General features: G+C 64.0%; 20 protein-coding genes. 14 read left to right on the top strand and 6 right to left on the bottom strand.

Annotated elements, in window-relative coordinates; genetic code table 11:
* Nucleotides 1–101 precede the first annotated feature (101 nt).
* The 3 genes from ACNPP0_RS03340 to ACNPP0_RS03330 are packed head-to-tail and all read left to right on the top strand — an operon-like array spanning nucleotide 102 to nucleotide 3644.
* On the top strand, nucleotides 102–974 hold the full coding sequence (locus ACNPP0_RS03340) for a branched-chain amino acid ABC transporter permease (RefSeq protein WP_006216335.1): 873 nt from the start codon (nucleotides 102–104) through the stop codon (nucleotides 972–974).
* A 3-nt stretch (nucleotides 975–977) separates the two neighbouring features.
* A complete protein-coding gene (locus ACNPP0_RS03335) occupies nucleotides 978–2903 on the top strand; it encodes a branched-chain amino acid ABC transporter ATP-binding protein/permease (RefSeq protein ID WP_332609646.1) in 1926 nt (641 codons plus the stop codon).
* Nucleotides 2904–2921: 18 nt separating this feature from the next.
* The gene (locus tag ACNPP0_RS03330; RefSeq protein ID WP_046803048.1) at nucleotides 2922–3644 is read left to right on the top strand and encodes an ABC transporter ATP-binding protein; all 723 of its coding nucleotides are present in this window, start codon (nucleotides 2922–2924) and stop codon (nucleotides 3642–3644) included.
* 111 nt (nucleotides 3645–3755) lie between these two features.
* Here the strand turns inward: ACNPP0_RS03330 and ACNPP0_RS03325 are convergent, their stop codons facing one another.
* The 3 genes from ACNPP0_RS03325 to ACNPP0_RS03315 form a co-directional block, all read right to left on the bottom strand.
* Nucleotides 3756–4181 (bottom strand): organic hydroperoxide resistance protein, encoded by a 426-nt coding sequence (locus ACNPP0_RS03325; RefSeq protein ID WP_006216338.1) that lies wholly within the window; start codon nucleotides 4179–4181, stop codon nucleotides 3756–3758.
* 201 nt (nucleotides 4182–4382) lie between these two features.
* Nucleotides 4383–4856 (bottom strand): MarR family winged helix-turn-helix transcriptional regulator, encoded by a 474-nt coding sequence (locus ACNPP0_RS03320; protein ID WP_332609645.1) that lies wholly within the window; start codon nucleotides 4854–4856, stop codon nucleotides 4383–4385.
* An 85-nt stretch (nucleotides 4857–4941) separates the two neighbouring features.
* Nucleotides 4942–5649 carry a Crp/Fnr family transcriptional regulator gene (locus ACNPP0_RS03315; RefSeq protein WP_332609644.1) on the bottom strand — a complete coding sequence of 236 codons (708 nt, stop codon included), beginning with the start codon at nucleotides 5647–5649 and terminating at the stop codon, nucleotides 4942–4944.
* 169 nt (nucleotides 5650–5818) lie between these two features.
* Here ACNPP0_RS03315 and ACNPP0_RS03310 point away from each other — a divergent pair, with 169 nt between their 5' ends.
* The 7 genes from ACNPP0_RS03310 (at nucleotide 5819) to ACNPP0_RS03280 (ending at nucleotide 14398) form a co-directional block, all read left to right on the top strand.
* A complete protein-coding gene (locus ACNPP0_RS03310; protein ID WP_332609643.1) occupies nucleotides 5819–7795 on the top strand; it encodes an AMP-dependent synthetase/ligase in 1977 nt (658 codons plus the stop codon).
* Nucleotides 7796–7800: 5 nt separating this feature from the next.
* Complete coding sequence (locus ACNPP0_RS03305; protein ID WP_046803043.1) at nucleotides 7801–8598, top strand: ABC transporter ATP-binding protein; 798 nt, start codon at nucleotides 7801–7803, stop codon at nucleotides 8596–8598.
* 11 nt (nucleotides 8599–8609) lie between these two features.
* Nucleotides 8610–9539: a branched-chain amino acid ABC transporter permease gene (locus ACNPP0_RS03300; protein WP_046803042.1), complete on the top strand. Its 930-nt coding sequence runs from the start codon at nucleotides 8610–8612 to the stop codon at nucleotides 9537–9539.
* A 24-nt stretch (nucleotides 9540–9563) separates the two neighbouring features.
* Nucleotides 9564–10628: a branched-chain amino acid ABC transporter permease gene (locus tag ACNPP0_RS03295; protein WP_006216344.1), complete on the top strand. Its 1065-nt coding sequence runs from the start codon at nucleotides 9564–9566 to the stop codon at nucleotides 10626–10628.
* A 204-nt stretch (nucleotides 10629–10832) separates the two neighbouring features.
* Nucleotides 10833–12173 (top strand): ABC transporter substrate-binding protein, encoded by a 1341-nt coding sequence (locus ACNPP0_RS03290; RefSeq protein ID WP_332609640.1) that lies wholly within the window; start codon nucleotides 10833–10835, stop codon nucleotides 12171–12173.
* Between the two features lie 60 nt (nucleotides 12174–12233).
* Nucleotides 12234–13112 (top strand): ABC transporter ATP-binding protein, encoded by an 879-nt coding sequence (locus ACNPP0_RS03285; protein WP_332609639.1) that lies wholly within the window; start codon nucleotides 12234–12236, stop codon nucleotides 13110–13112.
* Nucleotides 13113–13129: 17 nt separating this feature from the next.
* Nucleotides 13130–14398: a phenylacetate--CoA ligase family protein gene (locus tag ACNPP0_RS03280; protein WP_332609638.1), complete on the top strand. Its 1269-nt coding sequence runs from the start codon at nucleotides 13130–13132 to the stop codon at nucleotides 14396–14398.
* Between the two features lie 127 nt (nucleotides 14399–14525).
* Here the strand turns inward: ACNPP0_RS03280 and ACNPP0_RS03275 are convergent, their stop codons facing one another.
* Nucleotides 14526–14861, bottom strand: a complete 336-nt coding sequence (locus tag ACNPP0_RS03275) for an ArsR/SmtB family transcription factor (RefSeq protein ID WP_448705018.1) — start codon at nucleotides 14859–14861, stop codon at nucleotides 14526–14528.
* Nucleotides 14862–14989: 128 nt separating this feature from the next.
* On the opposite strand from ACNPP0_RS03275, the gene ACNPP0_RS03270 reads away from it, so the two are divergent.
* The 4 genes from ACNPP0_RS03270 (at nucleotide 14990) to ACNPP0_RS03255 (ending at nucleotide 18358) form a co-directional block, all read left to right on the top strand.
* Nucleotides 14990–15844 carry an MBL fold metallo-hydrolase gene (locus ACNPP0_RS03270; protein WP_448705017.1) on the top strand — a complete coding sequence of 285 codons (855 nt, stop codon included), beginning with the start codon at nucleotides 14990–14992 and terminating at the stop codon, nucleotides 15842–15844.
* Nucleotides 15845–15953: 109 nt separating this feature from the next.
* The gene (gene pap / locus ACNPP0_RS03265; protein WP_332609633.1) at nucleotides 15954–17420 is read left to right on the top strand and encodes a polyphosphate:AMP phosphotransferase; all 1467 of its coding nucleotides are present in this window, start codon (nucleotides 15954–15956) and stop codon (nucleotides 17418–17420) included.
* 27 nt (nucleotides 17421–17447) lie between these two features.
* On the top strand, nucleotides 17448–17897 hold the full coding sequence (locus ACNPP0_RS03260) for a GNAT family N-acetyltransferase (RefSeq protein WP_448705016.1): 450 nt from the start codon (nucleotides 17448–17450) through the stop codon (nucleotides 17895–17897).
* Nucleotides 17894–18358, top strand: coding sequence for an HIT family protein (locus ACNPP0_RS03255; RefSeq protein WP_046803033.1), 465 nt, complete (start codon nucleotides 17894–17896; stop codon nucleotides 18356–18358). Before ACNPP0_RS03260 ends, ACNPP0_RS03255 begins: the two co-directional genes overlap by 4 nt.
* A 111-nt stretch (nucleotides 18359–18469) precedes the next feature.
* Here ACNPP0_RS03255 and ACNPP0_RS03250 read toward each other — a convergent pair whose 3' ends face one another.
* Nucleotides 18470–19624, bottom strand: a complete 1155-nt coding sequence (locus ACNPP0_RS03250) for a glycosyltransferase (protein ID WP_448705015.1) — start codon at nucleotides 19622–19624, stop codon at nucleotides 18470–18472.
* Nucleotides 19621–19878 (bottom strand): hypothetical protein, encoded by a 258-nt coding sequence (locus tag ACNPP0_RS03245; RefSeq protein WP_448705014.1) that lies wholly within the window; start codon nucleotides 19876–19878, stop codon nucleotides 19621–19623. The genes ACNPP0_RS03250 and ACNPP0_RS03245 overlap by 4 nt, the downstream gene beginning before the upstream one ends.
* Between the last annotated feature and the right edge of the window lie 385 nt (nucleotides 19879–20263).

Here is a 20263-nt window from a genome sequence, read left to right as displayed (position 1 = left end):
CCGCCCGTGCCCGGGCCATCGGCGCGGGGCATGCCGCCGCCTGAAAACAGCGTTCTGCCCAAGGGGGTTGGGACGGAACACAGCGCATCAAGACACACACCATGATTCTTCTACAGCTTATCTACAGCGGTATCGCGCTAGGCATGATCTATGCCGTGATTGCGTTCGGATACCAGCTCACCTTCGCCACGTCCGGCACACTGAACTTCGGTCAGGGTGAAGCCCTGATGCTGGGCGCGCTGGTCGGGCTGACGCTGGTCGGCCTGGGCGTGAACTACTGGGTCATGATTCCCATCGTCTGCATCTTCGGCTTCGCGCAGGGCGCACTGGTCGAACGCGTGGGCGTGCGGCCGGCCATCAAGACGCGATCGGAATTCGGCTGGATCATGGCCACCATCGCGCTGGGCATCATCTTCAAGAACGTGGCCGAGAACATCTGGGGCCGCGACGACCTGCGCTTTCCGTCGCCCCTGCCCGAAGCGCCCATCCAGGTGCTGGGCGCCAACGTGCTGCCGATGGAACTACTGGTGGTGTTCGGCGCGCTGGGCATGATGATCCTGGTTGAAATCTTCAACCGCAAGTCCATTTACGGCAAAGCCTTCGTGGCCACGTCGAACGATCGCGACGCGGCCGGATTGATGGGCATCAACACCGGCATGGTGATCACGTTTTCGTATGCGCTGTCATCGCTGACCGCCGCGTTTGCCGGCGTGCTGGTCGCGCCGCTGACGTTGACCGGCGCCACGATGGGCGCGGTGCTGGGCTTGAAGGCGTTTGCCGTGGCGATCATCGGCGGCCTGTCCAGCGGCATGGGCGTGGTGGTGGGCGGGCTGATTCTGGGCATCGCCGAAACCACCACCGGTTTCTATCTGTCGACGGGGTACAAGGACGTGCCGGGATTGGTATTGCTGCTGCTTGTGCTGACCTTCAAGCCCGCCGGCCTGTTCGGCAAGACCGCGATCAAGAAGGTGTAAGCGATGAAACCCCTGCACCTCTTGCTGTCCGTCGTGGCCGTGGCCTGCCTGGCCGCCGTGCCCCTGGGCGTGACCAATACGTATTACCTGCACCTGATCGAAACAATCATGATCTATTCGATCCTGCTGTTCGGGCTCGATATCGTGGTGGGCTACACCGGCCAGGTGTCGCTGGGCCATGCCGGCCTGTTCGGCATCGGCTCGTACGTGGCCGGCGTGCTGTTCTTTCATCTGCAAATGCCGATCTGGGTGATTCTGCCCGCCGCCATCCTGATCGCGGCGGCCTTTGGCGCGGTGCTGGCGTTGCCGGCGCTACGCGTGACCGGGCCTTACCTGGCGATGGTGACGCTGGCGTTCGGCACCATCATCCAGATCCTGATCAACGAGATGACCTTCATGACCGAAGGCCCCTTGGGCATCAAGATTCCCAAGCCGTCCATCGGCGGGCACATCCTGACCAAAAGCGAGTACTTCTGGCTGGTGGGCGCGCTACTGGTGCTGTCGCTGATCGTCGTGCACCGCATCTTGAAGTCGCACCTGGGCCGCTCGTTCGAAGCGCTGCGCGACAGCCCGATTGCGTCCGACTGCATGGGCGTGTCGGTCTACCGGCACAAGGTGTTCGCGTTCGTGATCAGCGCCGGCTTTGCCGGGCTGGCGGGCGCGCTGTACTCGTATTCGGAACAGTACATCTCGCCCAACACATACAACTTCGAACTGACCATCCTGTTCCTGCTGGCCATCATCATGGGCGGGCGCAAAAGCCGCACGGGCGCGCTGCTGGGCGCATCCATCATCGTGCTGCTGCCCAAGATGCTGGACGACATCGGCACCTTCCGCCTGATCGCGCTGGCGGTCGCCATCCTGGTCACGGTGGGCAGCATCGTGGCCGTGTCCAAGGGCCGCGCCGAACCACGCCGCGTGGTCGTGCCCGTGGTGGGCACCATCGTGCTGGCCATTTTTTCGTACTGGCTGGAAGCCGTGACCGACTGGCGCCTGACGATCTTCGGCGCGATGATCCTGTTCGTGGTGTATTACCTGCCCGACGGCATCGTGGGCTTTGTGCGCAACCTGTTCTTCTCGAACCGCCGCGCGGCGCTGTCGGTGAAGACCGACCTGGTCAAGGAACAGGACGCGGTGCCGGACGCCGTGGTGGCGGGCAAGGGCGAGACGCTGCTGTCCGCCAAGCGCGTGCTGATGCAGTTTGGCGGCCTGAAGGCGCTGAACGAAGTGGACCTGACCATCAAGCGCGGCACCATCCACGGCCTGATCGGCCCGAACGGATCGGGCAAGAGCACGATGATGAACGTGCTGACCGGCATCTATGTGCCGACCGCCGGCGCGGTGGAATTTTCGGGCAAGTCGCTGGTGGGCCTGCCGCCGGCGGATATCGCCGCCACCGGCATCGCGCGCACGTTCCAGAACGTGCAGCTGTTTGGCGAAATGACGGCACTGGAAAACGTGCTGGTCGGCCTGCACCACACCTTCACCACCGGCCTTGCCGGCATTGCGCTGCGCACGCCGAAGTGGAAGGGCGAAGAGCAAGGCGCCCGCGCTCGCGCCATGGCGCTGCTGGAATTCGTGGGGCTGGAATCCCTGGCAAGCGAAGAAGCCCGCAACCTGCCCTACGGCAAGCAACGATTGCTGGAAATCGCGCGTGCGCTGGCGCTGGACCCGCAGCTGCTGCTGCTGGACGAGCCCGCCGCCGGGCTTACCGCGCCCGACATCGTCGAGCTGCTGGCCATCATCCGCAAGGTGCGCGACCACGGCATCACGTTGATCCTCATCGAACATCACATGGATGTGGTGATGGGAGTGTGCGACACCGTATCGGTGCTGGACTTTGGCCAGAAGATTGCCGAAGGCCTGCCGAACGAAGTGCAAAGCAACGCCAAGGTTATCGAGGCGTATCTGGGCGGCGCGCCCGCCTGACGCCAAGAGGACGACAAGATGCTATCGATCAAGAATCTGGAAGCGGGCTACGGCAAGGTCAAGGTGCTGCATGGCATCAGCATGGAGGTGCCCAAGGCCAAGGTGGTGACGCTGATCGGCTCCAACGGCGCCGGCAAGACCACGACGATGCGGGCGCTGTCGGGCATGATCCGGCCCACGGCGGGCGAGGTCACGCTGAGCGGCAAGCGCATTGATGGTCTGGAATCGCACCGCATCGCGCGGCTGGGCCTGGCGCATTCGCCCGAAGGCCGGCGCGTGTTTCCCACGCTGTCGGTGACCGACAACCTGCTGTTGGGTGCGTTTCCGCGCCTGACGGGCAGCCGCCCCAAGGGCGATGTGCAGGCCGACCTGGGCCGCGCCATGGATCTGTTTCCGCGCCTGAAGGAACGGCGCGATCAACTGGCCGGCACCTTGTCGGGCGGCGAACAGCAAATGCTGGCCATGGCGCGCGCCGTGATGCTGAACCCGGAACTGGTGTTGCTGGACGAGCCGTCGATGGGGCTGGCGCCCATCTTGGTGGAAGAGGTGTTCCGCATCATCGCGCGCTTGAAGGATGAGGGCGTGACGATGCTGCTGGTCGAACAATTTGCCGCGGCCGCCTTGCAGGTGGCCGACTACGGCTACGTGCTGGAGAACGGCCGGATCTCGGTGCACGGTAGCGCCGACAAGTTGCGCGACGACCCGGCGGTGGTGGCGGCGTACCTGGGCGGCGGGCACTAGCAACGAAAAACGCGACGGGCCGTGCGTTCAACACGGAACCGTCGCGTCTGCTTACGCCCGCTTCTATCCGGGCGGCTGGCGCGGGGTGCGCGTCGCAGCGCGCAACGACGCTTAGACGATGGTCAGCGTCACGTCGATGTTGCCGCGCGTGGCGTTCGAGTATGGGCAAACAATGTGCGCTGCCGCCACCAGCTTTTCGGCCTGTTCGCGGTCCATGCCCGGCAGGGAAATCTTCAATTCGACTTCGATGCCGAAGCCGGTCGGGATGGCGCCGATACCCACGATGCCGTTCACCGACACGTCGGCCGGGATGGCGATCTTGTCGCGGCCGCCAACGAACTTCATTGCGCCCAGGAAGCAGGCGGAGTAGCCCACTGCGAACAGCTGTTCAGGGTTGGTGCCGGCCGCGCCCGCGCCGCCCAGTTCACGCGGCGTGGTCAGCTTGACGTCCAGGTTGCCGTCATCGCTGACGCCACGGCCTTCACGGCCACCGGTGGCGGTTGCATTGGCGCGGTAGAGGACTTTTTCGATAGACATGATGCGTTTCCTTTGTAGGATGAAAGTTGAACTGCCTGGGCCGGGCGGGCCTTCCCGCATCGGCGCTTACTGATGGACTGCTAACCCACTGCAAACCTGCTTCAGACCTGCTTCAAATCGGTTTCAATTCCATTTACATCGCACGCTACTATATCGTGCACTATTTATTAGATCGGATGATGACACGCATCACCCCACACTTCAAACACTATCAACCAGCTTTTCCCGCAATGCGTGCAGCGCCTTCATCATGCCCTGGGCTTCGTCCAGCGAGCACTGGGCGGCGGCAGCCACGGAATGCGGCACGGCCTCGGCCTGCTCGCGCAGATCACGGCCTTGCTGCGTCAGCCCCACGATCACCTGGCGTTCGTCGTCCACCGCGCGCTTGCGGGTCACCAGACCGGCGGCTTCCAGACGCTTGAGCAGCGGCGTCAGCGTGGCCGAATCCAGGAACAGCCGGGCGCCGATATCGGTCACCGTGATGTCGTCCCCTTCCCACAGCACCAGCATCACCAGGTACTGCGGATACGTCAGGTCCAGCCCGCGCAGCAGCTTGCGGTACACCTTGTTCATCGCCAGCGAGGTCGAGTACAGGGCGAAGCACAGTTGGCTGTCCAGCAGCAGCGGGTTGAACGCGCTTTTGGCTTTGGTGGGCGCTTTCGCTTTGGATTTCATTGCGCAATATTAAATAGCGCACTACTTAACGTCAAGGCTTTTTTGAATATTTTTTAGGGCTTCGGAACATCACACCGCCCTGCCTTCAGGCCGCGTGTTCGCCTTCCACCGTACTGCGGTCCGACCCGTATTGTTTCAGTCCGTCCAGATCCAGCACGCGTACCGCGCCGTATTCCACGTTCAACAGACCCGCCTCTTCCAGTTTGCGCAGCGCCTGATTCGCACGCTGGCGCGACACCCTGGCCAGATAGCCGACTTCTTCTTGCGTAATCGTCAGCCGCATTCCCATGCCGGGATACAGCAAAGGATTGAACAGTTCAGCCAGACAGCGGGCCACGCGTGCATCAGGATCCAGCAAGCGGTCGTATTCGGCCTTGCCGATGAACTGCGCCACGCGCTCGTTCAGCTGATGCAGCAGATAACGGTTGAACGGAATGCTGGTGTCCAGCAGCCAGTCGAATGTGGGCGCCGGCAGCCGCGCCACGACGGAATCGCGCAGCGCGACGATGTCATATTTGCGGACTTCGCGCTTCAAGAGCGACCCTTCGCCGATCCAGCCGCCGGCGGGTACGCCCGTCAACGAGGCGACCTTGCCTTCCGCGTTGCCCACCGACACTTTCACCAAGCCGGCCAATACACCAATCCAAGCCTGTGCGAGTTCCCCTTTGCGCTCTATGATCGATCCGGCAACGACTTGCTGCACGGACAGGTCCCGCTCGACGCGCGATTGTTGCTCGGCGTTGAGCACGCGAAACCACGCCGCGGCAAGTTGAAGGGAGTCGGATAGCTGCATCGGGAATACCCTAAAAGTTCCTTGAATGTCGCGATGGTGACAGTTGGTAGCAACCCAACCTTATACCTTAAGTCCTGCCGTAAATCTAAAACCAACTGGTCAAGCCCCTACTCGCCAATGCCGCATCCGCGGCGCGCCGGCGCGGTGTGCCCAAACCGGAGGAGACAACGTGGCACATTCATCGCCCGCATCCGCACAGGTGCCGGCGGCGCTGGACACCTTTCCAGCGCTGCTGTTCGCGCATGCCAATGTACGTGGGTCGCGGCCCGCGATCCGAGAGAAAGACCTGGGGATCTGGCAAACCCTGACGTGGTCCCAGGTGGCCGAGCATGTACGCCATGTGGCCAATGGCCTGGCGGCGCTGGGCATTCGGCCTGGCATGCACGTGGCCGTCATCGGCGAGAACCGGCCGCGTCTGTACATGGCGATGATGGCCGCGCAATCGTTGGGCGCGATTCCCGTGCCGCTTTATCAAGACGCCGTCGCGCAGGAAATGGTCTACGTGCTGCAAGACGCCGAGATCAGCGTGGCGGTGGTGGAAGACCAGGAACAGGTCGACAAGATGCTGGAAGTGCGCGAGCAATGTCCGGCCTTGAAGCACGTGGTGTTTGATGACCCGCGCGGCCTGCGCCATTACTCCGATTCCATGTTGCAGTCGTATGAACAGCTGGAGAAGCTGGGCCAGGACTACGCGGCCCAACATCCCGACTTTCTTGACCGCGCCATCGCCGCCGTGCAGCCGCACGACCCGGCCGCCATGTTCTATACGTCGGGCACCACCGGCAAGCCCAAGGGCGTGGTGCTGACGCACCATGCGCTGATCGACCGCGCGCGCGCCGTGTCCGACATGGAAAAGCTGACCGACCAGGAAGACGTGCTGGCGTATCTGCCTCCCGCCTGGATCGGGCAGAACATGTTCTCGTATACGCAGCTGCTGGTCACGGGCTTCACGGTCAACCATCCCGAATCGCCGGACACCGTGTCGATCGACATGCGCGACATCGGTCCCACTTACTACTTCGCGCCGCCGCGCGTGCTGGAAGGCCTGCTGACGCACGTGATGATCCGCATGGAAGACGCGGGCTACATCAAGCGCAAGCTGTTCGGCGCCTGCATGAAGCTGGCGCGTCGCGTGGGCACCAAGATCCTGGACGGCGAATCCGTCAACGCCTGGGATCGCCTGCGCTATGCGCTGGGCAATGCGTTGATCTACGGCCCCTTGCGCAACGCGCTGGGCATGAGCCGCGTGCGCGTGGCGTATACGGCGGGCGAAGCCATCGGCCCGGACCTGTTCGTGTTCTATCGGTCTATCGGCATCAACCTGAAGCAGTTGTACGGCTCGACGGAAACGTCCGTGTTCGTCTGCGTGCAACCCGACGGCAAGGTGCGCGACGACACCGTCGGCCCGCCCGTGGCCGGCGTTGAAATACGCGTGGCGGACAACGGCGAAATTCTGGTCAAGAGCCCCGGTCTGTTCAAGGAGTACTACCGCAACCCGGACGCCACGGCGGAAGCGCGCAGCGCCGACGGCTGGTTCCACACGGGTGACGCGGGCTACCTGGACACCGACGGCCAGTTGAAGATCATCGACCGCGCCAAAGACGTGGGCAAGCTGGCCAACGGCAGCCTGTTCGCGCCGAAGTACATCGAGAACAAGCTCAAGTTCTTCCAGCACATCAAGGAAGCCGTGGCCTTTGGCGCCAACCGCGACGACGTATGCGCCTTCATCAACATCGACCTGGAAGCCGTGGGCAACTGGGCCGAGCGCCGGGGCCTGCCGTATGCGGGCTACACCGACCTGGCCGCCAAGGAAGAGGTCTACCAGCTGATCGCCGAATGCGTTGAGCAAGTCAACGCCGATCTGGCCACCGACCCCAAGCTGTGCGCGTCCCAGGTCAGCCGCTTTTTGATCCTGCACAAGGAACTGGACCCGGACGACGACGAGCTGACCCGCACGCGCAAGGTGCGCCGCGCATTCATCGCGCAGAAATACGGCGTGCTGATCGACGCCCTGTTCAGCGGCAAGCAGTCGCAGTTCATTGAAACCGAAGTGAAGTTCGAAGACGGACGCACCGGCAAGATCTCAGCTGACCTGAAGATCTGGCCCGTCAAGACGTTTCCCGCCATCACAGCCCGAGCCGCGTAGAGATCATGAGCAACAACGACCGCGACCAGCGTATCGGCGACGTCATGCTGGACATGCAGAACATCTCGTTGTCCTTTGGCGGCGTGAAAGCGCTGACGGACATTTCCTTCAACGTGCGCGAGCACGAGATCCGCGCCATCATCGGCCCCAACGGCGCGGGCAAGAGTTCCATGCTGAACGTCATCAACGGCGTCTACACGCCGCAGAAAGGCGGGATCGCATTCCGTGGCGAGAGTTTCTCGAAGATGAACCCGCGCCGCGCCGCCGAAATGGGCATCGCGCGCACGTTCCAGAACCTGGCGCTGTTCAAGGGCATGAGCGTGCTGGACAACATCATGACGGGCCGCAATCTGCGCATGAAGTGCGGGCTGCTGTCGCAAGCTTTCCGCCTGGGCCCGGCCGAACGCGAAGAGACCCAACACCGGGAATTCGTCGAGAACATCGTCGACTTCCTGGAAATCCAGGCGTATCGCAAGACGCCGGTGGGCCGGCTGCCCTACGGCCTGCAAAAGCGTGTGGACCTGGGCCGCGCACTGGCGATGGAGCCGCGCCTGTTGTTGCTGGACGAACCCATGGCCGGCATGAACATCGAGGAAAAGCAGGACATGAGCCGCTTCATCCTGGATGTGAATGATGAATTCGGCACCACCATCGTGCTGATCGAGCACGACATGGGCGTGGTGATGGACATTTCCGACCGCGTGGTGGTGCTGGACTACGGCAAGAAGATCGGCGATGGCCGCCCGGACGAAGTCCGTGCGAACGAAGACGTCATCCGCGCCTATCTCGGCGTGTCGCACTGAGGCGGACAGACATGGGATTTTTTCTAGAGACCTTATTCGGCGGCTTGATGAGCGGCATGATGTATGCGCTGATCGGCCTGGGCTTCGTGTTGATCTTCAAGGCGTCCGGCGTCTTCAACTTCGCGCAGGGCGCGATGGTGCTGGTGGCCGCCTTGTCGATGGCGCGTTTCTCGGAATGGATACCGCGCTGGCTGGGCTTTGACAACATGATCCTGGCCAACGTGCTGGCGTTCATCGTCAGCGCCATGGTGATGTTCCTGCTGGCCGTTGCGATTGAACGCTTTGTGCTGCGCCACCTGGTCAACCAGGAAGCCACCACGCTGTTGATGGCGACGCTGGGCATCAGCTACTTCCTGGACGGGCTGGGCCAGATCACGTTCGGCAGCTCGGTGTATTCCATCAACGTGGGCATGCCGAAAGATCCGCTGATGATTCTGGACACGGTCTTTGAAGGCGGCTTGCTGATCAACCTTGAAGACCTGACAGCGGCTGTCATCGCCGCGCTGCTGGTGGCCACGCTGGCGCTGTTCTTTCAATACACGTCCACCGGCCGCGCCCTGCGCGCGGTGGCCGACGACCACCAGGCCGCGCAGTCCATCGGCATTCCGCTGAATCGCATCTGGGTCATCGTGTGGTGCGTGGCGGGCCTGGTGGCGCTGGTGGCGGGGATTATCTGGGGCTCGAAATTTGGCGTGCAGTTCACGCTGTCCACCGCGGCGCTGCGCGCGTTGCCGGTGGTGATCCTGGGCGGCTTGACGTCGGTGCCGGGCGCCATTCTGGGCGGCTTGATCATCGGCGTGGGGGAAAAGCTGTCCGAGGTCTACCTGGGGTCGCTCGTGGGCGGCGGTATCGAAATCTGGTTCGCCTATGTGCTGGCGCTGGTGTTCCTGCTGTTCCGTCCGCAAGGGCTGTTCGGCGAGAAGATCATCGACCGCGTGTAAACCACAGGCCACTAGGATAAAAACATGTTCTATCGTGAAAACGGCCAGTTCAAGACCACGTACCGGGCGGACCAGCAGATCTTCCCGATCCGCCAGGACCGCATCTTCATCTGGTTACTGCTGGCGGTGGCGTTCATCGCCGTGCCCGCGCTGTCGTCCGACTACCTGCTGCGCGCCATTCTGATTCCGTTCCTGATCCTGTCCCTGGCGGCGGTCGGCCTGAACATCCTGGTCGGCTATTGCGGGCAGATCTCGCTGGGCACGGGCGCCTTCATGGCGGTGGGCGCGTATGCAGCCTGGAACTTCGGCGTGCGCTTTCCGGGCATGCCGCTGATCATCCAGATCTTGCTGGGCGGCTGCTTCGCCACGCTGGTCGGCGTGATCTTCGGTATCCCCAGCCTGCGGATACGCGGGCTATACCTGGCGGTGGCGACACTGGCCGCGCAGTTCTTCGTGGACTGGGCGTTCCTGCGCATTCCGTTCTTCACCAACTATTCGTCTTCGGGCAACGTGTCGGTGCCGCCGCTGACGGCGTTCGGCCTGCCGGTGCAATCGGCCATGGAAAAGTACCTGTTCGTGCTGATCCTGGTGGTGATCTTCAGCCTGCTGGCCAAGAACCTGGTGCGCGGCGCGATCGGCCGCCAATGGATGGCGATACGCGACATGGACGTGGCGGCGTCGGTCATCGGCATCCGCCCCATGTACGCAAAGCTGACGGCGTTTGCGGTCAGCTCGTTCATCGTGGGCGTGGCGGGCGCGCTGTGGGGCTACATCCACCTGGGTTCGTGGGAACCGCTGGCGTTTGACCTGACGCGCTCGTTCCAGCTGCTGTTCATGGTCATCATCGGGGGGCTGGGCTCGATCATCGGCAGCTTCTTCGGCGCGGCGTTCATCGTGCTGGTGCCGGTGGCGCTGTCGAACATCCCGCATGCGCTGGGCATCCCGCTGTCGGTGGACACCGCCGCGCACATCGAGCACATGGTGTTCGGCGCGCTGATCGTGTTCTTCCTGATCGCCGAACCGCACGGGCTGGCGCGCTTGTGGAGCATCGGAAAAGAAAAGCTGCGCATCTGGCCGTTCCCGCATTGAACGAGATGCCCCCCCGAAGCGCCGTTGGCGCTTGCCATCAAGGGGCCACTCGGAGGTACTGAGGCAACACGCGATAAGAGCTTATTGATAAACGGCTGTCGGGGCGGCACAAGCGCCACGGCGACCATCCTGAATACCCGGCTCAAGACCGGGCCAATCCCGGTGTCCCAGGGTTTACTGACCCAAGCACCACGCAGGAGGTAAATGGAGATGAAGCGTCTTAACCTGAAGTTGGCGGCAGCCCTGGTGGCCGCAGCCGGCGCCCTTGGCGCCGTGGCCACGCCGGCAATGGCGGCCGAAGAGCAGTTCGTTCCGTTGCTGGTGTATCGCACCGGGTCGTTCGCGCCGCTGGGCATTCCCTGGGCCGATGGCAAGCTGGACTACCTGAAGCTGGTCAACGAACGTGATGGCGGCGTCAACGGCGTCAAGATCACCTACGAAGAATGCGAAACCGCCTACGCCACCGACCGCGGCGTGGAATGCTATGAACGGCTGAAGGGCAAGGGCACCGGCGCATCGGGCTTTGACACCCAGTCCACCGGCATCACTTTCGCCGTCAGCGACAAGGCCATGGTCGACAAGGTGCCGGTTGAAACGATGGGCTACGGCCTGTCGCAGTCGGTGGACGGCAGCGTGTTCGAATGGAACTTCCCGCTGCTGGGCACCTACTGGACCGCTGCCGACGTGATGATCCAGGACATCGCCAAGAAAGAGGGCGGCATGGACAAGCTCAAGGGCAAGAAGATTGCCCTGGTCTATCACGACTCGCCCTACGGCAAGGAACCGATCCCGCTGCTGCAAAAGCGCGCGGCCAAGGAAGGCTTCGAGCTGGTGCTGTATCCCGTGACCGCCCCCGGCGTGGAACAGAAGTCCACCTGGTTGCAGATCCGCCAGGCGCGCCCGAACTACGTGCTGCTGTGGAGCGCGGGCATCATGACGCCCACCGCCATCCGCGAAGCGCAGGCCAGCGGCTATCCGCGCGACAAGATGTACGCCATCTGGTGGGCCGGCTCTGAAGGCGACGTCAAAGATCTTGGCGATGTCGCCAAGGGCTACAACGCCATCACCGTGCACAACAGCGGCGCCGACCACGACAAGGTCTACGACGACCTGAAGAAGTTTGTCTACGACAAGGGCCAGGGCGCGGACAAGACCGGCAAGACCACGCTGGGCACCATCGCCCACACGCGCGGCATGATGATTTCGATGCTGCAAGTGGAAGCGATCCGCACGGCGCAGGAAAAGTACGGCAAGGGCAAGGCGTTGACGCCCGAGCAGGTGCGCTGGGGTTTTGAAAACCTGAACCTGACGCAGGACAAGCTGGACAAGCTGGGTTTTGGCCAGATCATGCGCCCCGTGAAGACCTCGTGCAGCAACCACAAGGGCGACGACTGGGCCCGCATCGTGCAGTGGGACGGCGCCAAGTTCAAGGTGGTGTCCGACTGGTACCAGGCCGACAAGACGATTCTGGACCCGATGGTCAAGGACGCCGCGGCCAAGTACGCCAAGGAAAAGAACATCACGCCCCGCACTTGCGAGAACTGATGTGAACCGACGGCCGGCGTCCTTGGGGATGCCGGCCGCCACCACGCCGCAGGATTCGTCATGACCGCTGCATCTTCCGCTGCATTCTCCGCCGCACCTTCCGCAGCAACCCCGGTTGCCGCCCCTGCCGCCGCGCCCTCGGTGCTGCTGGACGTCAACGGCATCGAGGTGATCTACAACCACGTGATCCTGGTGCTCAAGGGCGTGTCCCTGCAAGTGCCGGAAGGCAAGATCGTGGCCTTGCTGGGCGCCAACGGCGCCGGCAAGACCACGACGCTGCGCGCGATTTCGAACCTGCTCAAGGGCGAACGCGGCGACGTCACCAAGGGCCATATCCAATACCGGGGCCAGCGTATCGAACGTCTGTCGCCGGCCGAGCTGGTCAAGCGCGGCGTCGTGCAGGTGATGGAAGGCCGCCACTGTTTCGCGCACCTGACCATCGAGGAAAACCTGCTGACGGGCGCCTACACCCGCAGCATGAGCCGCGCCGATACCGCCGCCGCGCTGGAACGCGTCTATCAGTATTTCCCGCGCCTGAAGCAACGTCGCACCAGCCAGTCGGGCTACACGTCGGGCGGTGAACAGCAGATGACCGCCATCGGTCGCGCGCTGATGGCCAACCCCAACATGATCCTGCTGGACGAGCCCTCGATGGGGCTCGCGCCGCAGATCGTGGAAGAGATTTTTGAAATCGTGCGCGACCTGAACCAGCGTGAACGCGTGAGCTTCCTGCTGGCGGAACAGAACACCAACATCGCGCTGCGTTATGCCGACTACGGCTACATCCTGGAGAACGGACGCGTCATGATGGACGGGGCCGCGCTGGATCTGGCCCAGAACGAGGACGTGAAGGAGTTCTACCTGGGCATTTCCAGCGGAGAACGCAAGAGCTTTCGCGACAACAAGTTCTATCGCCGCCGCAAACGCTGGCTGGCCTGAAGAGAGGGTGCGATCCCATGTCCGAGTTTTTCGATGTACTGGAAACCCGTGCGCCCGAGCAACGCGAGCGCGAATTGATGGCGGCCTTGCCCGCCGCGATTTCGCGCGCCATTGCGCGTGCGCCGGCAATCGCCGAGCAGCTGCGCGGCGTTGACCCGGCCAGCATCACGACGCGCGCGGCGCTTGCCCGCCTGCCGGTGCTGCGCAAGCACGAACTGCTGGAACGCCAGCAGCACAGCCGCGACGACGACGCCACGCCCGCCGGCCCCGGCAAGGCGTTCGGCGGCTTCTCGGCCATTGGCTGGGGCGAGGCGATGCGCGTGTTTGCGTCGCCCGGCCCCATCTACGAACCGGAAAGCGCGCGCGCCGATTACTGGCGCTTTGCCCGCGCGCTGTACGCGGCGGGTTTTCGCGCGGGCGAGCTGGCCTACAACTGCTTTTCCTATCACTTCACGCCGGCCGGCTCCATGATGGAAACGGCGGCGCACGCCGTGGGCTGCACCGTGTTTCCGGGCGGCACCGGCCAGACCGAGCAACAGGTGCGCGCTATTCAGGACCTGGCGCCCAGCGGTTACACGGGCACGCCAAGCTTTCTGAAAATCATCTTGGAAAAGTCGGACGAACTGGGCGTGAAGCTGGGCTCGTTGCGGCGTGCGCTGGTGTCGGGCGAAGCCTTCCCGCCGTCGCTGCGCGACTGGCTGGCGGCGCGCGGCATCGACGGTTATCAGGCGTACGGCAGCGCCGACCTGGGCATGATTGCGTTTGAAACCCCCGCGCGCCAGGGGCTGGTGCTGGGCGAAGACATCATCGTGGAAATCGTGCGCCCGGGCACGGGCGAACCGGTGCCAGACGGCGAGGTCGGCGAAGTGGTCGTCACCACCTTGAACCCGGACTACCCGCTGGTGCGCTTTGGCACCGGCGATCTGTCGGCGGTCATGCCGGGCATCTCGCCTTGCGGGCGCACCAACACGCGCATCAAGGGCTGGATGGGCCGCGCCGACCAGACGACCAAGGTGCGCGGCATGTTCGTGCACCCCTCGCAAGTGGCGGACGTGGCGCGGCGCCATCCCGAGATCCTGCGCGCGCGGCTGGTCATCAGCGGCAGCACGGGGTCGGACCGGATGGTGTTGAAGGTGGAATCGCGCGTGCGCGGCGAAGACCTGTCCAAGCGCATCGCGGAATCGGTGCGCGATGTGACCAAACTGCGCGCCGACGTGGAATGGGCGGATGCCGACAGCCTGCCCAACGACGGCAAGGTCATCGACGACGTGCGCACGTACGAGTAACGCGAAGGCCGCGACGGCCTAGCGCTGTCGGGTCTTTTCGATCACCGCGAAGATCGCCATGCCCGCGATCATCGCGGCCAGAACGATCAGCGCGTCCGGCACGGGGTAAAGGCGGACCAGTCCAGGTTCATGTGAGTGACGCCATCGCGCGGCCGCAGTACAAACTGGATAGCGTTTTCATGACCAGGCTGACTTCAAGGCTGGCCATCTGGTAGTAGACGTACTTGCCATCACGGCGCGTGGCCACCAGCCCTTCGTCGCGCAGCACGCCCAGCTGCTGCGACAGGGTCGGCTGGCGGATCCCCGTTAGCGATTCCAGTTCACCCACATTGCGTTCGCCTTGCACCAGCTGGCACAGCAACAGCAGCCGGTCTTCGTTGGCCAACGCCTTGAGCAGCGTGCAGGCCTTGGCGGCAGAGGCGCGCAAGGCGGCAAGTTCGCAGTCGGTCAGGGGGGAGTTCATGAGCCAGGGGGGTGACAAAGAAGGCGGGCGGTCATTATATTTATGTATAAACTATCGAACAATATTATTTAAAAATATATATTGAATAAGTATTGTTTGTTCGTATGAAGTTGTCTCCACGGCCGGCCATGAATCCACACATCCAAGCGTTTTTCGACTCCGTCACCGCCACCGTCACTTACGTCGTGCATGACGGCAGCGCCTGCGCCATCATCGATTCGGTGCTGGACTACGACCCGAAGTCCGGACGCAGCAGCACGGCCAGCGCCGATCGCGTCGTGCAGTACGTGCGCGAACAGGGGCTGCAAACGCAATGGCTGCTGGAAACGCATGCGCATGCCGACCACCTGTCGGCCGCGCCCTATCTGCAACGGCAGTTGGGCGGCGTAATCGCCATCGGGCAAAGCATCCGTACCGTTCAAGGCGTGTTCAAGCAGGTCTTCAACCTGGAACCCGAATTCCAGCTGGACGGCTCGCAGTTCGGCCGCCTGTTCGCCGACGGCGAGACCTTTTCGATCGGCCAACTGACGGCCACCGCCATCCACGTGCCCGGCCACACGCCCGCCGACATGGCCTACCTGATCGGCGACGCCGCGTTCGTGGGCGACACGATGTTCATGCCGGACGTGGGCACGGCGCGTTGCGATTTCCCGGGTGGCGACGCGCACGAACTGTACCGGTCCATCCAGCGCCTGCTGGCATTGCCCGGGGGCACGCGCCTGTTCATGTGCCATGACTATCCGCCGGCTGGCCGCCAGGCCCACTGGCAGACGTCGGTGGCCGAACAACGGGCGTCCAACATCCATGTGCGCGACGGCATCAGCGAGGATGAGTTCGTGGCCATGCGCACGCGGCGCGACGCCACGCTGGGCATGCCGACGCTGATCCTGCCGGCCATCCAGGTCAATATCCGCGCGGGGCATTTTCCGCCGCCCGAAGACAACGGCGTGCGCTACCTGAAGATTCCGGTCAACGGGCTGTAGGCGGCGCGGCGTGGCCAGCGCCCCCCGAAGTGCAATGACCGTACTTGCGCGGCACGGGCGAATCCCGCAAGATCGGCGGACTTACCGATAGCCGACCAGACGGAACCCCATGTTCGCAGAAGCCGAAGCCGACCCCAGCCTGCCCAAGGACGAGTTCAAACCGCTGGAAGCCCGCTTGCGCGTCGCCCTGCTCAACGCGCAGTACCGGCGCCTGGAACAGGCCGACAAGACCTTGCTGGTGGTGGTCGCCGGGATTGACGGCGCGGGCAAGGGCGCCACGATCAATCAGTTGAACGAATGGATGGACCCGCGCCACATCAAGACGCTGGCGTATGGCCCGCCCGAAGGCGAAGAGCTGGACCGCCCGCCGTTCTGGCGGTACTGGAAGGACCTGCCGCCCAAGGGCAAAACGGGCATCGTGTTCGGTTCCTGGTATGCGCCCTTGATCATCGAGGCCGCCAGCAAGAAGCCCAACCAGGAATACATCGCCGCGCAATCCGCCGCCATCCTGCGCTTTGAAGCCATGCTGGCCGCCGAGGGCGTGCAAATCGTAAAGCTGTGGTTCCACCTGTCGGCCAAGGCGCAGACCGAACGCGCCCAGCGTTTGATGGCCAGCCCCGAGACGTCCTGGCAGGTCAGCCCGGTGGACTTGAAAGTGGCCAAGCGGTTCGACCGCATTCGGCATGGCGCGCAGATCGTGCTGAACCATACCGACAGCGGCCACGCGCCCTGGGTCGTCATCCCCAGCGCCGACGAAAACATGCGCGCGGCGCGTACAGCGGAATCCGTGCTGGCCGCGATGCGCCAGCGTGGCGTGCCGCGCATACCGGCATCGTTTCACGCGCATGCGCGCCCGACGCGCGTCGTCGACCGCCTCGGCGAACTGGACTACGACGCCAAGATCGACAAAGACGATTACGAATCCGAGCTGGGCCTGTTGCAGGGCCGCCTGGCGCGCGCGGCGCGTTCGCGAAAATTCCAGGATCGTTCCTTGATCCTGGTATTTGAAGGCCAGGATGCCGCCGGCAAGGGCGGCGCCATTCGCCGTGTCACGCACGCGCTGGACGCCCGCCAGTTCGACATCACTCCCGTTGCCGCACCCACCAGCTATGAGTTGTCGCGTCCGTACCTGTGGCGTTTCTGGCGCCACCTGCCGCGCCACGGCCGCGTCGCCATCTTTGACCGGTCCTGGTACGGCCGCGTGCTGGTCGAGCGGGTGGAAAAATTGATCGCCCCCACGCAATGGCGGCGCGCCTACGGCGAGATCAATGACTTCGAAGAGCAACTGGCGGCCAGCGGCGCGCTGGTGCTGAAGTTCTGGTTGGCGGTAACCGAAGACGTGCAGCTGGAACGCTTCAAGGAACGCGAGAAATCGCCCTTCAAGAATTTCAAGATCACGCCGGACGACTGGCGCAACCGGGAAAAATGGAAGGACTACGCCGCGGCCGCCAACGAGATGATGACCCGCACGGACGTGGCCCATGCGCCGTGGCATCTGGTGTCGGCCAACGACAAGCGTTACGCTCGCCTGCAGGTGCTGCGACACATCGTCCAGGCCCTGGAAGACCAACTTTGAATTCGACCGTGTAGGAGGCCTCGCGCCATGAGTACCGCTGAAATCCGCCCCATCGGCGCCGCCGACTTCGACATCTGGCTGCCGCTGTGGAAGGGCTATGAGGCGTTTTACCGCGTCAGCATCGACGATGCCGTGACGCGCAACACCTGGGCGCGCCTGCTGGACCCCGCCGAACCCATGCACGCCGCGCTGGCGTTTGACGGCGGCCGCGCCATCGGCATGGTGCACTGGATCTTCCATCGCTCCACCTGGACGGCGGGCGACTACTGTTACCTGCAAGACCTGTACGTGGACGCGGACGTGCGCGGCACCGGCGCGGGCCGCAAGCTGATCGAACACGTCTACGCGGAAGCCACCGCCGCCAACGCCGCGCGCGTGTACTGGCTGACGCACGAAACGAACGCCCCCGCCATGCAGCTGTACGACCGCATCGCCGACCGCTCGGGCTTCATCCAGTACCGCAAGGTGCTGACATGAGCGCGCGCGACCCGAACTGCCCCTTGTGCCAGGAAGACGGCGGCACGGTGCTGTGGCGCGGGCCGCATCTGCGCGTGATCGAGGTTGACGATGCCGACTACCCCGGCTTCACGCGGGTGGTCTGGAACGGCCATCTGGCCGAGATGACCAGCCTGTCCACGCACGGGCGCGACCTGCTGATGCGCGCCGTTTACGCGGTGGAAGAAGCGCAGCAGGCCGTGCTGGCGCCGGACAAGATCAACCTGGCGTCGCTGGGCAACATGGTCCCGCACCTGCATTGGCACGTGATTCCCCGGTGGCGCGGCGACCGTCATTTTCCGGACCCGATCTGGGCCGCGCCGCGCATTGCCGCCGGCGCGGAGCCGGCACAATGGGCCGACCGCCAGGCGCGCACGCAAGCCTTGCTGCCGCGCTATCGCAATCGCGTCGTCGAAGCGATGAATGCGCTGCTGATGCACTGATGCACTGCTGATGCACGCGGCCGGTGTGCATTGACCGCGCCGTGGGGCATTGCGTGGTGAATTGCGCAGTGCATTGCGCACACTGTCAGGGCTTTGAAACTCGCTACCGGGCTAGGCCGCGCGGGCGCCGTGGCCCCGTTCTGCCAGCCACGATGCGTACACGGTTTCCACCTGCTGGGCGGCGCGTTCGGCGCAGAACAAGCCCTGGTCCCGTATCCGCACCCTGCCCGCCACGCCCATCCGGCGGCGCAAGGCGGGGTCTGCCAACAACGTGGCCAATGCCGCCCCCAACGCGGGCGGGTCGCGCGGCGGCACCAGCAGGCCGGTCACGCCTGCCTGCATGGTTTCGGGTACGCCCCCCACGTTCGTGCCCACCACGGGCACGCCCATGGCGGCGGCCTCGATGAAGACGGTGCCCAGCGCTTCGCGGTGCGTTGCCAACGCAAAGATGTCCAAGGCCATCAACACGTTGGCGATATCGTGGCGCCGGCCCGTGAAACGCACCCGCGCGTCCAGCCCCATCGCCTTCACCTTGTCCTGCAACTGCGCCATCAACGGCATGCCGTCGCCGACCAGCACCAGATGCGCGGCGGGAAAACGGGCAGCAATCTGGTCAAAGGCATCGATCAGGTCGGCATGGCCTTTTTCAGCGCGCATCACCGCCACGCATCCCACCACCAACGCATCTGCCGGCAGGCCGAGCTCGCGCCGGACGCAGGCATGTTGCGCGGCGTGCGGCAGCACGATGGGCGAATGAATCGTGGCCACAGAGCCGGGCCGCGCGCCGCCATCCAGCAACTGCTGCTGCACATACCGGCTGACGGCAATGACGCGATGCGCAAGCCAGGTGTAGGCATAAAGCGAACCGATGGGCTTGGCCAGATGCCGCGTGCGCACGATCAGCGGCGCGCCGGCCAGCCTTGCGCCCCACGCGGCCAATACGGTGTCGCGGCGGCTGTGCGTGTTGACCACGTCAAAGCGCCCGCGCCGAAGCAAGCGACGTACAAAGAGCACGCCGCGCAAAAAATTGCCCGGGCCGTCCATGACGATGCGGTGCACCGTGAACCCTGCCTCGCTTGCCCGGTCGCCCAGTTCCGCACCGGGCTGGCACAGCAGTTCCAGATGATGGCCGCGGTCGCGCATCGCAACCATTTCCTTGTAGACGCAAAATTCCTGCCCGCCGAATGAGGTGGCGGCTTCGGTATGCAGGATGCGCAGTCGGCCACCGACATCAGCGGCCGGAGTATCAACGGGTGGGGCAGTCATTGCGGCAGGCGGGCGGCGTTCGTGTCGGCGTTCGTGTCGGCGTTCGTGTCGGCCCGGTGCCAGGCTTGACCCAGAACCAGCAGATAGGCTTCCAGATACGCCACATCTTCCGGCGCCAGCGGCAGCACGCCCGGCTGACGGCATTCATGCGGGCATTCAGAGGCGGCCAGGCGTGGGCCTGCCCACACCTGGATGCTGCCGTGGCAAGACATGTCAAAGCGCGCGCCGTCACCGTGCCAAGCCAACAGGCTCATGCTGGGAGCCAGGTGCATTACCTGGTAATGACCATGGGCGTCTGACGACGGGAGTGCGCTCACCGCGCTGCCGATATCGACCAGCCGGGGAGCCGCGCCGGGCCTGGCGGGCTGGTAGGTCAGCACGGAAAGCGGGGGGAGGTGTGGGGACCGAGGAGGCTGTGGGGGCTGTGGGGGCTGAGGTGGCTGAGGTGGCATAGGACGCATAGGGCGCAAGCAAGGACTAAGCTCGGCGATGCTAGTCAGGAACGCGCGCTAAATGCCCGAGAAAATTCTTACTTTCCCCGGGACAGCATTGCAGGACCGACATATACGACAAATCCGACCGAACACCTGCCCACGTCCCTTTCAAGAATTACTGAGAATGCATGGAAATTCGCCGACG

The organism is Achromobacter semiaridum, assembly GCF_053543755.1.
Note: the sequence above shows the minus strand (reverse complement) of the source record. Positions and strands in the feature narration are given on the sequence as shown.

What these genes read in the sequence shown, in the direction of transcription:
- ACNPP0_RS03340 (WP_006216335.1), top strand. Translation starts at nt 102, where the DNA reads ATGATTCTTCTACAGCTTATCTACAGCGGTATCGCGCTAGGCATGATC.
- ACNPP0_RS03335 (WP_332609646.1), top strand. Translation starts at nt 978, where the DNA reads ATGAAACCCCTGCACCTCTTGCTGTCCGTCGTGGCCGTGGCCTGCCTG.
- ACNPP0_RS03330 (WP_046803048.1), top strand. Translation starts at nt 2,922, where the DNA reads ATGCTATCGATCAAGAATCTGGAAGCGGGCTACGGCAAGGTCAAGGTG.
- ACNPP0_RS03325 (WP_006216338.1), bottom strand. Translation starts at nt 4,181, where the DNA reads ATGTCTATCGAAAAAGTCCTCTACCGCGCCAATGCAACCGCCACCGGT.
- ACNPP0_RS03320 (WP_332609645.1), bottom strand. Translation starts at nt 4,856, where the DNA reads ATGAAATCCAAAGCGAAAGCGCCCACCAAAGCCAAAAGCGCGTTCAAC.
- ACNPP0_RS03315 (WP_332609644.1), bottom strand. Translation starts at nt 5,649, where the DNA reads ATGCAGCTATCCGACTCCCTTCAACTTGCCGCGGCGTGGTTTCGCGTG.
- ACNPP0_RS03305 (WP_046803043.1), top strand. Translation starts at nt 7,801, where the DNA reads ATGAGCAACAACGACCGCGACCAGCGTATCGGCGACGTCATGCTGGAC.
- ACNPP0_RS03300 (WP_046803042.1), top strand. Translation starts at nt 8,610, where the DNA reads ATGGGATTTTTTCTAGAGACCTTATTCGGCGGCTTGATGAGCGGCATG.
- ACNPP0_RS03295 (WP_006216344.1), top strand. Translation starts at nt 9,564, where the DNA reads ATGTTCTATCGTGAAAACGGCCAGTTCAAGACCACGTACCGGGCGGAC.
- ACNPP0_RS03290 (WP_332609640.1), top strand. Translation starts at nt 10,833, where the DNA reads ATGGAGATGAAGCGTCTTAACCTGAAGTTGGCGGCAGCCCTGGTGGCC.
- ACNPP0_RS03285 (WP_332609639.1), top strand. Translation starts at nt 12,234, where the DNA reads ATGACCGCTGCATCTTCCGCTGCATTCTCCGCCGCACCTTCCGCAGCA.
- ACNPP0_RS03280 (WP_332609638.1), top strand. Translation starts at nt 13,130, where the DNA reads ATGTCCGAGTTTTTCGATGTACTGGAAACCCGTGCGCCCGAGCAACGC.
- ACNPP0_RS03275 (WP_448705018.1), bottom strand. Translation starts at nt 14,861, where the DNA reads ATGAACTCCCCCCTGACCGACTGCGAACTTGCCGCCTTGCGCGCCTCT.
- ACNPP0_RS03270 (WP_448705017.1), top strand. Translation starts at nt 14,990, where the DNA reads ATGAATCCACACATCCAAGCGTTTTTCGACTCCGTCACCGCCACCGTC.
- pap (WP_332609633.1), top strand. Translation starts at nt 15,954, where the DNA reads ATGTTCGCAGAAGCCGAAGCCGACCCCAGCCTGCCCAAGGACGAGTTC.
- ACNPP0_RS03260 (WP_448705016.1), top strand. Translation starts at nt 17,448, where the DNA reads ATGAGTACCGCTGAAATCCGCCCCATCGGCGCCGCCGACTTCGACATC.
- ACNPP0_RS03255 (WP_046803033.1), top strand. Translation starts at nt 17,894, where the DNA reads ATGAGCGCGCGCGACCCGAACTGCCCCTTGTGCCAGGAAGACGGCGGC.
- ACNPP0_RS03250 (WP_448705015.1), bottom strand. Translation starts at nt 19,624, where the DNA reads ATGACTGCCCCACCCGTTGATACTCCGGCCGCTGATGTCGGTGGCCGA.
- ACNPP0_RS03245 (WP_448705014.1), bottom strand. Translation starts at nt 19,878, where the DNA reads ATGAGCCTGTTGGCTTGGCACGGTGACGGCGCGCGCTTTGACATGTCT.